Here is a 16275-nt window from a genome sequence, read left to right on the forward strand (position 1 = left end):
GGTCAGTCCTCTTTGGTGCGGTCTGGTTGCAACCGGGCGAAGGGCCCGATCATGCTGCCGACGAAGCCGCCGGCCTGTGCGGTGCTGAGAAAGCCGGCATCGTCGTTGCGGTGTAGCGATTGCCAGCCGGCACCGCTGGCGTCGTAGTCGAAGCTGTAGGCGCCACCATCGCCGCTGATCCGCAGGCGCAACTGCGTGGTCGTGGCCGGGATGCGGGTGCGCGCCAGCGTGGTGGTGGTGCCATCGCGCTTGTCGACAACTACCTCCAGTGCAGCGCCGTTGCGGCGCACACCCAGTGCATACCACGCGTTGGCGTTCTGGAACGCGGCCAGCCCAGCCTGCACGCCTGCCTGCGTGGGCACGGCCAGCGCGGTACTGGCGTCGAAGCGCGTGTGTTGCTGGCGGCGCGCAACGAACGCGGGCGTGCCGCTGCCCTCCAGCCCTTGCTCGGTTGCATGCAGGGTCAGCCAGCCGGCGCGTGCCTGCGTATCGGCCACCGTGCGCTTGGGCACGCGCAAGGTGAGCCATTCGCGCTGCAAGGTAGCGGCAGAGAAGTCGTCGTGCCAGGTGAAGTTGCCCGACAGCGGCGCCTGATCGGCAGTCGCCCTTGCCCCCGCAGGTGCGTTGGCGATGTAGGGAATCGGTGCGCCGGCGGGCAGGATCGACGGCCAGCCATCGCGCCACTGCACCGGCAGCAAAAACGTCTCGCGCCCGGTGTTGTAGCGCTCGCCCGCGTACGGCCGGCTGGCCAGAAATACGGCCCACCATTGCCCGTCCGGTGTTTCGACAAAATCCGCGTGGCCGGCATTGCTGACCGGATGCGCACGCTCGGCAGGCAGATCGCGCTGGGTCAGAATGGGGTTGTGCGGCGAGGGCATATACGGCCCCCACACCTTGCGGCTGCGCAACACCACCTGCGAGTGCTGCGGCCCGGTGCCGCCTTCGGCGCACGACAGGTAGTACCAGCCATCGCGTCGATACAGGTGCGGGCCTTCGATCCAGATCGGCTTGCTGGCCAGATCCACGCCGCCGTTGAGCAATACCTTGCGCGGGCCGACCGGTTGCCGGGTGGTCAGATCGAAGCGCTGCATCCAGATCGCGCGATGGCCTTCGTACAACGGCGTGCCTTGCGGTGGGCCGTTGTTGAGCAGATACGCGCTGCCATCGGTATCGAAGAACAACGATGGGTCGATGCCATCGATAGTCGGCAGCCAGGTCGGCGCCGACCATGGGCCCGCCGCGTCGTTGGCGCTGGCAATGAAATTGCCGCCACTGTCGACCGAGGTGCCCACCACATAGAACACGCCTGCATGGTGGCGAATGCTGGCAGCGAACATGCCGCGCGAGACGGTCAGGCCGTCGTAGTTCAGCTGCTCGCGCCGCTCGACCACGTTGCCAACCTGCGTCCAGTGCACCAGATCGCGACTTTCGAACACCGGAATCGCCGGGAAATACGCAAAGGTGGAATTGACCAGGTAGTAGCGCTCGCCAACGCGGGTGACGCTGGGGTCTGGATAGAAGCCGGCCAGGATCGGGTTGCGATATTGACCGGCTGCCAACGGCGTGGCGAATACCGCATCGTCGCCGCGATAGTCGAACCAATCGAAGGCGACATCGGCCCCGGCGCTGGCCTGCGCCTGCGCCACGACGGGCACGAGCGCGGCCATCAGCATGCTCAGTGCGGCCGGCAACAGCCGCATCACCAATCCCACATCGCGCCGTCTTCCAGGCGTGCAATGGGCAACTGCTTGGGCACGTACGGATACTTGGCTGCCAGCTCCTCGTCGATGTCCACGCCATGCCCCGGGGCTTCGCCGCAGTGCAGGCGCCCGTCGCGGAACACGTAGTCGTGCGGGAACACCGCATTGGCCTCGTCGGAATGGAACATGTATTCCTGGATGCCGAAGTTGGGCACCCAGGTATCGAAGTGCAGCGCCGCGCCCATGCATACCGGCGACAGGTCGGTGGCGCCGTGGAAGCCGGTGCGCACCTGATGCAAGGCCGCGAAATCGGCCAGCCGCCGCACGTGGGTGATGCCGCCGGCGTGCACGATCGTGGTGCGGATGTAGTCGATCAGCTGCTGTTCGATCAGGTGCTTGCAATCCCAGATCGAATTGAACACTTCGCCTACCGCCAGGGGCGTGACCGTGTGCTGGCGGATCACCTCGAACGCACGCTGGTTTTCCGCTGGCGTGGCGTCTTCCAGCCAGAACAGCCGGTACGGTTCCAGGTCGCGGCCCAGGCGCGCGGCCTCGATCGGGGTCAGGCGGTGGTGCGCATCGTGCAGCAGCTCGATCTCATCGCCGTGGTCGTTGCGCAGTTGTTCGAACAGCTTCGGCACCACACCCAGGTAGCGCGGCGTGGACCACACGGTTTCGGTGGGCAATTCGCTTTCGGCCGGCTCGTACGGCTTGCCGCCGCTGGAGATGCCATAGGTCTTCTTGATGCCGGGCACGCCGCATTGCGCGCGGATGGCGATGAAGCCCATCTCGCGGAAGCGGCCCACCTCATCGCTGGTCTCGGCGATGTCACGGCCGTTGGCGTGGCCATAGACCAGCGCGCCCTCGCGCGAGCGCCCGCCCAGCAGCTGATACAACGGCATGCCGGCCATCTTGCCCAGAATGTCCCACAACGCCACGTCCACCGCAGCGATCGCGCTCATCGTCACCGGGCCACGCCGCCAGTACGCACCGCGGTAGAAGAACTGCCAGATGTCCTCGATGCGCCCGGCATCGCGGCCGATCAGGTTCGGCACCAGATGCTCCTGCAGATACGCCGCCACTGCCAGCTCGCGGCCGTTGAGCGTGGCATCGCCCAGCCCGGTGATGCCTGAGCGGGTGCGGATCTTCAAGGTGACGAAGTTGCGCCCCGGGCAGGTGACGATGACGCGCGCCTCGACGATCTCGCGGTCGCGGGCAGAACCTTGCAGCGGTGCAGGGGAGTCGGAAGTCTGTGACATCGTGATCTCGCTCAGGGGGAAGGTGGGGTGGTGATGGGAAATTCGAACGGGCCAGCCGGCAGGCCGCTGCGGTCGTACAGCGTGCACACCGGGCTGTCGGCCCAGCAGTAGCGCACCCGCGTCGCCTCCACGCCGGAGGGGACGCGCAGGCTGACCACGCGCTCCTGCACGCGCGCGCTGGCATAGCGGCAGCTGCCGACTGCGGCTCCGCACACCTCGAAGCCGATCGGCGCATCGTTGCCGTAACTCAGCAGCGTGGTGTCCACCTCGTCGAAGACGATGCGTACGCTATCGCCTTCGCGTTGCACGGACCGTGGTACCGGGCCCGAGGGTGCGATCGCCTCGCCATACACCACATGCCGCGCCGCGCGTGCCAGCCGCCGGCCCAGTTCCTGCTTGTTGGCCGGGTGGATGTCGTAGCGGTCGCCGATGTCGATGGCCACTGCCAGGCCGGCATGCGCGTCTTCGGCCACGAAGCGGCGCTGCGCCTCGCGCAGCTGCGCCCAACCGCTTTCCACCGGTTGCGTGGGCGGCACGCCGTAGTTGGCCAGCTGCACGATCAGCATTGGCAGCTGCGCACCGAAACGCTGCCGCCAGTCGCGCCGCCAGGCATCGAGCAAGGCCGGATAATGCGCCGCATCGCCGGCATTGGATTCGCCCTGGTACCACAGCACTCCGCGCAGGCCGAGATGGCCGAGCGGGGCGATCATGCCGTTGTACAAGGTGGTCAGCCCTGCGGCCGAAGACCACGGCGCGCGCGGCGGCGAGCCCAGCTGCGGCAGCGCGATGCGGTACTGCCACGGCGCGGCCAGCGGCAGCGTGCTGCCATCGGCGAACTGCAGCGCACGCGAAGACGCATCGCCCAGCAATCCACCACGGCGATACGTGTTGAGCACGTTGAGCACGATGCTGTTGCGCCCGGCATGCAGATGGCCGCGCGGCAGCGCGTAGCGGCGCGGTTGATCGGCCCCGTAGCTGCTGCCCACGCCAACACCGTTGACCCAGGTCTGGTCCAGCTCATCCACCGGCCCCAGCACCAGCGTTGCCTCCTGCGCCGCCTGCGCGGGCGTCAGCTCCACGCTGGTGCGATACCAGACCATGCCGTTGAAACCCACCAACTGCGGCACGCCCCAGTCGTCCCACGCGCCCAGCGCGGCGGGTGCGGGTTGCCACGCGCCTGGCGCATCCGGCTGCCACGGCGCGCCTTCGCCATGCGCGTGCCACCACGCTTCCCACAGCCGTGCCCAGCGCGGCGCCGCGTCCGTCGGGCTGCCGGCATAACGTGCCAGGACATCCAGCGCCGGGCCATCGTCGCCGGCCGCGCGCAGTGCCGGCTCGCCGATCCAGGCTTGCAGCTGCGAGCCGCCCCACGAGGCGTTGATCAAGCCCATCGGCACGGAGACGGTCTTGCGCAGTTCGCGCGCGAAGTAGTAACACGCCGCCGAAAAGTCCTTCACCGTTTCCGGCGTGGTCGGCTGCCATTGTGCCGCGCCGCCAAAGCCGCGCTGCGGCGTGGGGCTGGACTGCGCCGGCACCTTGAACATGCGGATGGCCGGTTGCTCGGCATCGGCGATCTCGCTGCGCGCATCCAGCGTGCGGTGTACCTGCAGTTCCATGTTCGACTGGCCCGAACACAGCCACACATCGCCGATCAGCACATCGTCGACCTGTTGCGTGGTGCCATGCTCGGTGCTGGCGGTCAGCGTGTACGGCCCACCGGCCGCATGGCCAGGCAGCTGCGCCTGCCAGTGGCCCTGGCGGTCCGCGCGCACCTGTCGCTGCTGCGCATCCAGCTGCACGCGCACGCGCGTACCCGGCGCCGCATCGCCCCACACACGGATCGGCGCATCGCGTTGCAGCACCATATGCTCCTGGAACAGCGGATGCAGCAGCGGCGCATCGGCGGCGCAGGCCGCATCGGTTGCCAGCGCGGCAGCGGTAGCAAACAGCAGAGGCACACCACGCAGTTTCATTTCGGGTTCCCCGGCGCGTACGGAAATTTCAGGCCCTGGTAGTACGCCAGCGGATGCGCCGGCGCGGCCACGCCTGGCGGCAGGGCGCGCCCGGACACGCTCTGGAAATAGGCGATGCTGGCATCGCGCCACCACTGCGCCTCGTCCTGCTGGATCGCCAGAAAATCGGCGACCTGCCGGTAGCGCGGCGCATCGATGCGGCCGGCCAGGCCTTGCCAGGTCGCCCGCATCGCGCGCACCTCGTCCACGCCATGGTCGTAATGCCACACCAGCTCGTCCCACAACGGACGCCCGGACGCCATGCGCCGGTCCCAGGAGACGTGATGGAACCAGAGCAGATACCGTTCGGGTACGCGTTGCACATCGCCGAACACCCGCGCCACCGGTGCGGCGTATTGCGCGGCTGCGTTGCTGCCGCTGGCGCTGCGGTCGAAGCCAATGCCGTTGCGGTCGGCGCGGTGGTAATACACCGGGTCCCAGTCCGGCCGTTCGCTGCCGGCATCCCAGGGCGCCGGGCCGTAATGGTGGCCGCGCCCCATCAGGTGATGCAGGCCTAGCGGGGTCATGTAGTCCACCACCGCCTCGCGCGAGCGCAGCATCATGCCTACCACCGGCGTGACCACGGCCGGGTCGTTGGACAACGTCATGCGCACCCAGTCCTGCGCGATCGCCTGCGGCGACAGCTGCGGGTCCCAGGCCAGCCGTCCATACGCATACCAGTTGGCCTGGTCGAAGATCGAGCCGCTCCAGTTACGGTCGGCGCCGATGTTGGCCACGCCGGCGATGCCGGTCAGCCGCGCGCGTTTGGCATCGTTGAACACGCTGCCATCTATCGTCTTGGCGACGGTCGAGCCCTTGCCGCGGGCATAGGTATCGGCTTGCAAGGTCTCGGCGAACAAGCTGCCCAGATACGCCAGATGCGTGGAAAAGCCCAGATACTCCTTGGTGATCTGGAACTCCGGCATCAGCGGCGTCTTGCGCATCGCGCCGAACAACGGATGAAACGGCTCGCGTGGCTGGAAATCGATGGCGCCGTTCTTCACCTGCACGATCACGTTGTCGGCAAACGCCCCATCGAGTGGCATGAATTCGCTATACGCCTGCTTGGCGCGGTCGTCGGGTTGCTCGTGCGAATACACGAATGCGCGCCACATCACCACGCCACCATGCGGCGCCAGCGCAGCAGCCAGCAGGTTCGCACCATCGGCATGCGTGCGCCGGTAATCCTGCGGGCCGGGCTGCCCTTCGGAATTGGCCTTGACCAGAAACCCGCCGAAATCCGGAATGCGCGCATAGATCGCATCGGCGGTCTCACGCCACCAGCGCTGCACCTGCGGGTCCAGTGGGTCGGCGGTGGGCAGCCCGCCGATCTCGATCGGTGCACTGAAGCGGGCGCTGAGAAACACGCGGATGCCATACGGCCGAAATACCTTGGCCAGCGCGGCGGCCTTGTCCAGATACTGCGGCGTCAGGCTCCAGGCCTTGGCGTTGACATTGTTGAGCACGGTTCCATTGATGCCCAGCGAGGCATTGGCGCGTGCGTAATCGGTGTAGCGCGGATCCAGATAGCCCGGCAAGGTCTGCCAGTTCCACAGCGAGGCGCCGGCGTAGCCGCGCTCCACCACGCCATCGAGATTGTCCCAGTGATTGAGCATGCGCAGCTGCAGCCGCGGTGCCTCACGCACGTTCAGTGCGCTAAGCGTCTGGCCGGTCTGCAGCAGACGCAGGAGATGAAATGCGCCGTACAGCGCGCCGATATCGCTGCCGCCCACGATCGCGATGCTGCGGTGGCCGTCCACGTTGAGCGACTGGATCAGGTAGCCCTCGCGCCCAAGATCGGCGGTACGCAGTTTCAGGGCTGCCACCTGTGGCGCATTGGACGGACCCAGCAGCAGCGTACCGTCGCGCGTCACCGCATCGGTGGGTTGCGGCGCGGCGCCCAGCAGGCCCTGCAGGCCACGTTCCAGCTCCTGGCGCGCGGCCTGCAGCGTGGGTGAGTCGCCAGCGACCACCAGTGCCTGGGTGTGTTCGCGCAATGCCGTGGCGTTGTGCACCGGCTGGTAGCGCAACCACAGCTCGTAGCCATCCTCGGCATGCACCTGCGCAGCGGGCAGGAACACGCCGCAGAGCAGCATCAACCCCAGCAATAACCGTGCAGCCATCGGGACGCGATCACCTCCGCTTGCCTGCCTGCTCATGCCATCCGCTCCACTGCGTGTGACGCATGATTGCGCGTCTCGCCGCTCTGTCTGCTTCCCGGTACCATGGCGCGCATCGTCGTGTATGCCGTGGGTGCGGACGTCATTGCCGCAGTCGGTATGCATCGTGCAGCTTCCGCACTCACTTGAAGAGGCCACGCTTGGAGAAGGTCAGGAAATCGGTCCGCCGCACCAGCCGCGCGACCACCATCGACGAGGTGGCGGCGCTGGCGAAAGTGTCGCCGATGACGGTCTCGCGCGTGGTCAATAACAACGGCAGTGTGCGCGAGGCCACCCGCGAGCGCGTCATGCGTGCCGTCGACAAACTCGGTTACACGCCCAACCTGGCCGCCAGCGCGCTGGCCGCTGCGCAAAGTACGCGCATCGCGCTGATCTACAGCGACCCCAGCGGCGCCTACCTGCGCGAGTTGTTGCTCGGCGTGTTGCGTGTTGCGTCGCGCACTTCGATCCAGCTGGTGATCGACTGCTGGGACGATCTGGATGCCGATGCCGAGCGCCGTGCCGCACGCAAGCTCGCCAAGGGCGTGGCCGGCGTCATCCTGCCGCCGCCGTTGTGCGAGTCGCGCGCTGCGGTGCTGGAACTGGTGCGCGCCAAGGTGCCGGTGGTGGCGATCGCCTCCAATCATTTCAGCCCCGATGTGGCGTGCGTGCGCATCGACGAGTTCGCTGCCGCCAAGGAAATCACCGAGCATCTGATCGCGCAGGGGCATACGCGTATCGGCTATATCGCCGGCCACCCCAACCTGTCGGCCAGCACGCGGCGCTTCGAAGGATTCCAGGCCGCCTTGTCCGACGCCGGTCTGCGGCTGGACCGGCATCTGGTGCAACCGGGCGACTACACCTACCGCTCGGGGTTGCTGGCCGCGGAAAAGTTGCTGGCACGCAAGCGCCGCCCCAGCGCGATCTTCGCCAGCAACGACGATATGGCCGCCGCCGCCATTTCGGTGGCGCATCGGCGCGGCATGGATGTGCCGCGTGACCTGTCGGTGGTGGGGTTCGACGATACCTCCGCCGCCACCGCCGTCTGGCCCGAACTCACCACAGTGCAGCAACCCATCGCCGCCATGGCCGATGCCGCACTGGACATCCTGCTGAAGACGATACGCGCCAAGGAGCGGACGCCGAAGATGGTCGATCATGTGGTCGCGCACCTGCTGGTCAAGCGGGATTCGGTGGCCGCGCCGACATCCGGCGATCCGGCCGAATAGAGAGCGCTGCGGGAAGGCTGCGCAGCCGGTGGGCTACCGCAGCCGGTGTCGGTCGCCGACCTGGTCGGACTGTGGACCCACCCAAGCACCTATCGTCTGCTGGCAGGTACGCATTCGCGCCCTTGGCTTTTCCTGTCTCGCCTGCTCCTGCATGCGCCGCGCCCGCAACGCATGCAGCCAACGCACACGCACTGCCACCAGCGCGTGCATGTGGATCAACGCGTCAGATACTGATTGATCAGGTTTTCGTAGGCTTCCTGGCGGCCGCTGATCTGCGTGGGCGCATGGCCGGCGGCGTAGCTGGCCAGGTCCGCCAGCGTGCTCTTGCCCGCCGCAAAATCCGCACCGGCACCGCTGTCGAAGCTGGCGTAGCGCTCCTTGCGCCAGGTTTCCAGCGGCGAGGAGGTCAGCAGCGCGTTGGCTACTTCCAGCCCGCGTGCGAACGCGTCCATGCCGCCGATATGGGCCAGGAACAGGTCCTGCGGGTCGGACGATTCGCGGCGCACCTTGGCGTCGAAATTCAGGCCGCCCGGGGCCAGCCCGCCCTGGCGCAGCACCACCAGCATCGCGCCGACGGTGTCGTACAGGTCGGTCGGGAACTGGTCGGTGTCCCAGCCGTTCTGCGGGTTGCCGCGGTTGGCATCGATGCTGCCCAGCAGGCCGGCATCGGAGGCGACCTGCAGGTCGTGCTCGAAGCTGTGGCCCGAGAGCGTGGCGTGGTTGGCTTCGATATTGAGCTTGAAGTCCTGGTCCAGGCCGTGCTGGCGCAGGAAGCCGATCACCGTGGCGCTGTCGAAGTCGTACTGGTGCTTCATCGGCTCCATTGGCTTGGGCTCGATCAGGAAATTGCCCTTGAAGCCGATCGCGCGGCCGTAGTCACGTGCCAGGGTCAAAAAGCGCGCCATGTTGTCCTGCTCGCGCTTCATCTGGGTGTTGTGCAGGCAGGCATAGCCTTCGCGGCCGCCCCAGAACACGTAGTTTTCGCCGCCGAGTTCAACAGTAGCATCGATGGCGGCCTTGACCTGCACCGCCGCACGCGCGACCACGTTGAAGTCCGGGTTGGTCGATGCACCATTCATGTAGCGCGCATGCGAGAACAGATTGGCGGTGCCCCACAGCAGTTTGATGCCGGTGTCGGCCTGGCGCTGCTTGGCGATGCCCACCATGTGGGTCAGGTTCTTTTCGTACTCGCCGATGTCATCGGCATCCGGCGCCAGGTCCACGTCGTGGAAGCAGTAGTACGGCACGCCGAGCTTGGTGAAGAACTCGAACGCGGCATCGGACTTGGCTTCGGCACGTGCCAGCGCGGTGTTGCCCACATCCCACGGATACGCACGCGTGCCCGGGCCGAACGGGTCGGCGCCATTGCCGCAGAAGCTGTGCCAGTAGGCCACCGCAAAGCGCAGGTGCTCGGCCATGGTCTTGTCGCCGATGGTCTTGTTGGCGTCGTAGACCTTGAACGCCAGCGGGTTGTCCGAATCGCGGCCTTCGAAGCCGATCTTGCCGATGCCGGGAAAGTATTCCTTGGCGCCGATGTAGACGGTGTTGCTCATGGGGTGAACTCCTGCAGAAAGGGGACCATGGGGGAGAGGGATGGCATCGACACACTGCGGCGCTGGCACGCACAACGCTCGGTGGTGCCGCGTCGCTGCAGCGGATCTGTTGCTACGCAATGCACGGAATGTTAGCGCTACCAAAAAACCGACTGAAAAAAGCCGCGCCATGCAGCGAAGCCGAAGGTGTCATGCCGATCCCAGCTGAAACGGTCCTACGGACTTTACCCAGCCCGCCGCCGAAAGGCTTGCTGCGCTGCGAGATGCGAGCTCTTGCTTAGCGGCAAGGTGTGGTGATGGCTGGCGGTTGGTGGGTTGGCCCGTACGGCCCTCACCCGCCCTTCGGGCACCCTCTCCCGCGTGCGGGAGAGGGAAACCATCAGGTGAGTGACCATCAGGAGGGGAGACTGCCGGGAAATGGCCAGGTGCGAGGCACTCAGCCGTGGACGGAGGGCTCTCTCCCTTCCCCCGTTCACGGGGGAAGGTGCCCGAAGGGCGGATGGGGGGCCGCCACCTCCGGCCTCACGACCAAATCCCAATCCCACTCCCCCCGGCAGCTACAATGGGCGGCTCATGACCGCTGTCCTGCCGCTGCCGCAACCCCTGGCCGACCCCGCGCCGCGCACTGCGCGCCCGCGGTTGCCGTCCGATCAGCTGCGCCAGGGCAAACGATTGCAGCGCCAGGTGGGCCAGGCGATCGCCGACTTCGGCATGATCGCCGCCGGCGACAAGGTGATGGTGTGCCTGTCAGGCGGCAAGGACAGCTACACCTTGCTGGACATGCTGCTGCAATTGCAGCGCAAGGCGCCGGTGCCGTTCACGCTGGTGGCTGTGAACCTGGACCAGAAGCAGCCGGAGTTCCCCGCCGAGGTGCTGCCCGGCTATCTGCGCGAGCAGGGCGTACCGTTCGACATCATCGAGCAGGACACCTATTCGGTGGTCAGCCGGGTGATTCCCGCCGGCAAGACCATGTGTTCGCTGTGCTCGCGTCTGCGGCGCGGTGCCCTGTACGCCTACGCGCAGGCGCATGGGGTGACCAAGATCGCGCTCGGCCACCACCGCGACGACATCGTCGCCACGTTCTTCATGAACCTGTTCCACCACGCGCGCCTGGCCGCGATGGCGCCCAAGCTGCGCAGCGACGACGGTGCGCACGTGGTGATCCGTCCGCTGGCCTACGTGCGCGAAGCCGATATCGCCGCCTACGCACAGCTGCGCCAGTTCCCGATCATTCCGTGCAACCTGTGCGGCAGCCAGGAAAACCTGCAACGCCAGCAGGTGGGCCGCATGCTGCAGCAATGGGACCGCGACCATCCGGGGCGGGTGGAACAGATTGCGCGCGCGCTGGGCGACGTACGGCCCGAGCAACTGGCCGACCGCACCCTGTTCGATTTCCTCGCGCTCGGCCGCGGCGCCGACGCCCCCACAGCTGATTCCAGCGCCTGGCACGCCACCGCCGACAGCACACACGCTAGCGACTGACGCGCCCGCCCGGTCGCCGTCGGTCTTCCACCTCCACGTTTTTTCTTCGGTCTTACGCATGTTCTTTCGCAATCTCACCCTGTTCCGCTTTCCCACCACGCTGGATTTCACGCAGATCGAAACGCTGCTGCCGCAAGTGCAGCTCAAGCCGGTCGGCCCGCTGGAAATGAGTTCGCGCGGCTTCATTTCGCCGTTCGGCCGCGACGAGCAGGAAGTGCTCTCGCACCGTCTGGAAGATTTCCTGTGGCTCACCGTCGGCGGCGAGGACAAGATTCTGCCCGGCGCGGTGGTCAACGATCTGCTCGAGCGCAAGGTCGCCGAAATCGAGGAAAAGGAAGGTCGCCGCCCCGGCGGCAAGGCGCGCAAGCGCTTGAAGGACGACCTGATCCATGAGCTGCTGCCGCGCGCCTTCGTCAAGAGCTCGCGCACCGACGCCATCCTGGACCTGCAGCACGGCTACATCGCGGTCAACACGTCCAGCCGCAAGAGCGGCGAGAACGTGATGAGCGAGATCCGCGGCGCGCTTGGTAGCTTCCCGGCGCTGCCGCTCAATGCCGAAGTCGCCCCGCGCGCCATCCTCACCGGCTGGATCGCCGGCGAGCCCTTGCCCGAAGGCCTGAGCCTGGGCGAAGAATGCGAGATGAAGGACCCCATCGAAGGCGGCGCGGTGGTCAAGTGCCAGCACCAGGAACTGCGCGGCGACGAGATCGACAAGCACCTGGAAGCCGGCAAGCAGGTCACCAAGCTGGCCCTGGTGATGGACGACAACCTGTCGTTCGTGCTCGGCGACGACCTGGTGATCCGCAAGCTCAAGTTCCTCGACGGCGCGCTGGACCAGCTCGAACACAGCGAGGACGACGGCGCACGCGCCGAACTGGATGCGCGCTTTGCGCTGATGAGCGCCGAAATCCGCCGGCTGTTCCTGCTGCTGGAAACCGCGTTGAAGCTGAGCAAGGCCGAGTAACCGGGCCTGCAGCCGTAGCGTGGTTGAGGCGCGATCCGGGATTCAAGTCACAGCGTTGGACGAGGTGAGGGCGCGCTGCCCTCACCAGCGCCGGGACACGTCGTGAATCCATCCTTGGCGGCATCCATGCCGCCAAGGATCCCGCAACCGCTGATGACACCGCGCCAGAGAGTTGCCCGGCTGCCTTCTTGAGAGCGTGTTGTTTGCTTTGCTCTGTGCCAGGCAATGAGAGGTTGCAGGTTGCGTGTTGAAAGCCTGTCGGCTGCTCGGCCTGCATCGGGTGGTGAGACGCCGGTCGATGCACCGTGATCCGATCAGCGCAGCTCATGCGCTGCGGGCGAATCTGCATACCGACTATCTCGACGGGTCCTTGCTCGCTCACCGTCATGGGACCTGGATCGGCATGGATGCCGTGCCAGGGCCGACAAGGGCGTGCTTGCGGCATGCTCCGGGATGGTGAGCGGGCAAGGCCCCGAAGCGACGTCGCAGGTGTGCCCACCTCGGTGTGAGCATCATCTTTTGGTTAGCCGCTCCAAGCAGCGCCAGCATCAAACGAATCAATCGCCAGGTCTCACCACCTGACACATCGCGGCGCTATCCTGTGCGCATGTTCAAGCCCGTCCGCCGCCTGATCGCGCCCGCCCCGCACGTCATCGAACGCGATTGCCTGCGTGTGCAGCTGGACGGCAGCGAGATCGACGTGTTGCGCGTGCGCGACCCACGTGCGCGGCGGATCAAGCTCAGCGTGGACGAGCGCGGCGCGCGGCTCACCCTGCCGCTGCGTGCGAGCCTGGTGGCCGGCGAGCGCTTCGTGCACGCGCATCTGGATTGGCTGGGCACCCAGCTGTCGCGTTACCGGCAGGTCGATGCGTTTCCCGCGCTGCAACGCGGCGTGGCCGGGCTGCTGCCCCTGCGCGGCGCGCTGCTGCCGTTGTCCTGGCACGAAGGGCGCTACGCGCGCATCGACCTCGACGAGGACGGCGCGCACTTCCACGTGCCGGCGCGGCTGGGCGAAGCTGGCCTGCGCCGCACGCTGAAGGAATTCTACGAAGCGCAGGCGCGCGCCGATGTCGGCCGCTGGCTGCCCACTTATCTGCCCGGGCTGCCGCGTCCACCGGCACGCCTGCGGTTGAAGGTGATGTCCTCGCAGTGGGGTTCGCTGGCACCGGACGGCTCGATGGCGCTGGATCTGGCGCTGGTGCTCGGCCGCTCCTCGGCGTTCGAGTACGTGCTGGTGCACGAGCTCTGCCATCTGCTGCAGGCCAACCATTCGCCGGCATTCTGGGCGGAGGTGGAACGTCGTTTTCCTACATGGCGCGACGAGCGCAGCTACTTCCACGAACACGGCCGCCAGCTCAAGGCGCAGCTGCGGCGGTTGCTGCAACCGGCCTAGCCGGTCTGTGTGCTGCGCAACGCGCAGTTCCGCCATTGCGCAATGCCGAGTGCGTCAGGTTTGCACAAGGCCGGGCGCGTCGTCGCTCCGGCACAAGGGCCTCACGTCGCATGGCAGATTGCCGTCGCACCGCGTCCGCCACGCCCTAGCGCCATTGGTAGGACGCCGCCCTGGCGAGTTGCCTGCAGGCCAGCGGCGACAGCCAGGCGTAGCGCTGGGCCAGCGCCGTCTCGGCGGCTGCAGCGCCTGCCTGGAGCGTGCACGCCGTCGTCCAATGCTCGGCGTGGCAGGCCACCGACCAGAGTGCGTCCAGCAACCGGCCATCGTCCGCATCCAGCGGTGGTGCCGCACGCACCATGTCAAGGAAGGCCCAGGGCGAACTCCACAGGTCGAAGCCCTCGATCGCCGCGATCAACTGCACGGGCGGACGCATCACGCGATTTTCCTGCCGGGTTGCTGCCATGCAAGCGTTCTTTCGCCGCCCAGCGCGTACCTGCAGACATCGGGCGCGTCGCGGGCTGGTGCAGCTACTGCGTCAGCCGACCGCCGCATCACCGGTGTCGGTACCAGCGCACGCACATGCCATGCCCTCGCTTCATGCACGTGGCGCTGGCAATGACGCCAGAAACGCATCGATCAACGCCGCCACCGGCTGCGGTGTTTCCATATGCACATGGTGGGTGCCCGGCAACAGCTCCAGGCGCGCGTCCGGCACCATCGCCACCCGGTGATCGCGCAGCGCATCGGAAAAATACGCCTGCGCCGGCGTGGCGAAGATCGCCTGGGTCGGGCACACGATGGACGACAGCACTGCGTCGATCTGCGCTTCGGTCATGCGGATGGCGGTGGGCAGGGTCAGGCGAGGATCGGTACACCAGCTGTAGCCGCCTTCGACCACGCGCAGGCCGCGCTCCACCAGCAGCCGTGCCGACGGCTCGGTGAGCTGATTGGCCATCATGCGGGCGCGGATCGGCGCTTCCATCGAGGTAAACACCCGCAATGGCCGCTGCGACAGGCTGCGGGTCGAGCGCACCGAATCGCGCAACCGTTCGGCGGTGCTTTCCACCGGTTCGGCCAGGGCGCCCAGCGCCTCGATGACCACCAGCGCCTCGATGCGTTCCGGCGCAGCGGCGGCCATCAGGCTGGCCACTCCGCCGCCCAGCGAATGGCCGAGCAGGGTGAACCGCTCCCAGCCCAGCGCATCGGCCACCTGCAGCAGATTGTGGATGGCGCTGCTGAGGGTGTATTCGGCGCCCACCGGCAGCCACGCACTGTGGCCGTGGCCGGGCAGGTCCAGCAGCACCAGATCCAGGTCCGGCGCCTGCAGGTGCGCACTCAACGGAACGAAGCTGGCCGCATTGTCGAGCCAGCCATGCAAGGCCAGTACCCGGCGCGGTCCCCGCCCGGTGTTGCGCAACCCGGTCACCCGGCCGATGGCCAGTTCGCACGCAAACGGCTCCAGCCTCACGCGCGACGCACCAGTGCGGCCAAGGCCTGCGCATGTGCCGGGGTGGCGTTGAGGCAGGGGATGTAGCTGAGCGTGGCGCCGCGCTCGGCCAGCGTCTCGGCAAAGCCCAGCGCCACTTCTTCCAGGGTTTCCAGGCAATCGGTGGCAAAGCCCGGGCACACCAGGTCGAAGCTGCGCACGCCGCCCTCGGCCAGTTTCCATAGCGTGGGTTCTGCGTACGGCTGCAACCAGCGCTCGGAGCCGAAGCGCGACTGGTAGCCCATCTGCCACTCGTCCGCGCCCAGGCCCAGCGCCGACACGATCGCCTGCGCGCTGCGCTCGCACTGCTGCGGGTACGGGTCGCCCGCATTGGCCACGCGTTGCGGCAGGCCGTGGAAGGAGAACATCAACTTCTCGCTGCGCCCATGCACCTGCCAGTGCGCGCGGATGGAGTCGGCGATCGCCGTCACCCAGCCGGCGTCCTCGCAATAGTCCTGGATTACTTCCACCGCGATCTCCGGCGCGCTGCGGCGCCAGGCGTCCACCACGTCCTGGATCGAGGCGGTGGTGGTGGTCGAATACTGCGGATACAGCGGCAGCACCACGATGCGCTTGATGCCGCGTGCGCGCAGGGCGTCGAGCGTCTTGCGCAGTGCCGGCTCGCCGTAGCGCATGGCCCACTCCACCTGCCAGTCGGGCATGACGTCCTGCAGGCCTTCGGCCAGGCGCCGGGTATACACCGCCAGCGGCGAGCCGTCCGGCAACCACACCTTGGCGTACTTTTCCGCCGACTTGGGGCCACGGACCGGCAGGATCACCCCGTACAGCAGCGGTTTCCAGAACAGCGGCGGGATCGCGACCACGCGGCGGTCGCTGAGGAACTCGGCCAGGTAACGGCGCACGGCCGGCGCGGTGGGCGCTTGCGGCGTGCCAAGGTTGACGACCAGCAGGGCGGAATCGGGGGACATGTTCATCGGTCCATTCTGGCAGAGCCGGGCAAGCCTGCCGACAACAGCGCGCCGATCGCTGCGATCGGTGCCATCCTGGGCGCCGCTTGCGCTCACCACCGATTCATTG

General features: G+C 67.1%; 12 protein-coding genes. 4 read left to right on the forward strand and 8 right to left on the reverse strand.

Features of this window, described 5'->3' with window-relative positions; translation table 11 throughout:
• Positions 1–2: 2 nt before the first annotated feature.
• The 4 genes from ACCQ05_RS00610 to ACCQ05_RS00625 are packed head-to-tail and all read right to left on the reverse strand — an operon-like array spanning position 3 to position 7094.
• Complete coding sequence (locus ACCQ05_RS00610; protein ID WP_372393861.1) at positions 3–1667, reverse strand: glycoside hydrolase family 43 protein; 1665 nt, start codon at positions 1665–1667, stop codon at positions 3–5.
• 32 nt (positions 1668–1699) lie between these two features.
• A complete protein-coding gene (manD, locus tag ACCQ05_RS00615) occupies positions 1700–2959 on the reverse strand; it encodes a D-mannonate dehydratase ManD (protein ID WP_372392591.1) in 1260 nt (419 codons plus the stop codon).
• Between the two features lie 11 nt (positions 2960–2970).
• Entirely contained in the window at positions 2971–4932 is a 1962-nt protein-coding gene (locus ACCQ05_RS00620; protein WP_372392594.1) for a sialate O-acetylesterase, read from the reverse strand.
• Positions 4929–7094 (reverse strand): alpha-glucuronidase family glycosyl hydrolase, encoded by a 2166-nt coding sequence (locus ACCQ05_RS00625; protein ID WP_372392595.1) that lies wholly within the window; start codon positions 7092–7094, stop codon positions 4929–4931. The genes ACCQ05_RS00620 and ACCQ05_RS00625 overlap by 4 nt, the downstream gene beginning before the upstream one ends.
• Before the next feature lie 197 nt (positions 7095–7291).
• On the opposite strand from ACCQ05_RS00625, the gene ACCQ05_RS00630 reads away from it, so the two are divergent.
• The gene (locus ACCQ05_RS00630) at positions 7292–8359 is read left to right on the forward strand and encodes a LacI family DNA-binding transcriptional regulator (protein WP_372392596.1); all 1068 of its coding nucleotides are present in this window, start codon (positions 7292–7294) and stop codon (positions 8357–8359) included.
• A gap of 215 nt (positions 8360–8574) precedes the next feature.
• Here the strand turns inward: ACCQ05_RS00630 and xylA are convergent, their stop codons facing one another.
• A complete protein-coding gene (gene xylA / locus ACCQ05_RS00635; protein WP_372392598.1) occupies positions 8575–9912 on the reverse strand; it encodes a xylose isomerase in 1338 nt (445 codons plus the stop codon).
• A gap of 573 nt (positions 9913–10485) precedes the next feature.
• Between xylA and ttcA the strand changes: the two genes are divergently transcribed.
• The 3 genes from ttcA (at position 10486) to ACCQ05_RS00650 (ending at position 13751) form a co-directional block, all read left to right on the forward strand.
• Positions 10486–11394 carry a tRNA 2-thiocytidine(32) synthetase TtcA gene (gene ttcA / locus ACCQ05_RS00640; protein ID WP_372392599.1) on the forward strand — a complete coding sequence of 303 codons (909 nt, stop codon included), beginning with the start codon at positions 10486–10488 and terminating at the stop codon, positions 11392–11394.
• A 58-nt stretch (positions 11395–11452) separates the two neighbouring features.
• Entirely contained in the window at positions 11453–12358 is a 906-nt protein-coding gene (locus ACCQ05_RS00645) for a recombination-associated protein RdgC (RefSeq protein ID WP_029218276.1), read from the forward strand.
• 607 nt (positions 12359–12965) lie between these two features.
• Entirely contained in the window at positions 12966–13751 is a 786-nt protein-coding gene (locus ACCQ05_RS00650) for a YgjP family zinc-dependent metalloprotease (protein WP_372392600.1), read from the forward strand.
• Between the two features lie 145 nt (positions 13752–13896).
• Here ACCQ05_RS00650 and ACCQ05_RS00655 read toward each other — a convergent pair whose 3' ends face one another.
• The 3 genes from ACCQ05_RS00655 to hemH form a co-directional block, all read right to left on the reverse strand.
• On the reverse strand, positions 13897–14184 hold the full coding sequence (locus ACCQ05_RS00655; RefSeq protein ID WP_372393864.1) for a hypothetical protein: 288 nt from the start codon (positions 14182–14184) through the stop codon (positions 13897–13899).
• Positions 14185–14346: 162 nt separating this feature from the next.
• Entirely contained in the window at positions 14347–15213 is an 867-nt protein-coding gene (locus ACCQ05_RS00660) for an alpha/beta fold hydrolase (RefSeq protein WP_228961269.1), read from the reverse strand.
• Between the two features lie 2 nt (positions 15214–15215).
• Positions 15216–16172, reverse strand: coding sequence for a ferrochelatase (hemH, locus tag ACCQ05_RS00665; RefSeq protein ID WP_372392601.1), 957 nt, complete (start codon positions 16170–16172; stop codon positions 15216–15218).
• Between the last annotated feature and the right edge of the window lie 103 nt (positions 16173–16275).

The sequence above is a fragment of the Xanthomonas sp. NCPPB 3582 genome (assembly GCF_041475735.2).
Taxonomy (GTDB): Bacteria; Pseudomonadota; Gammaproteobacteria; order Xanthomonadales; family Xanthomonadaceae; genus Xanthomonas; species Xanthomonas codiaei.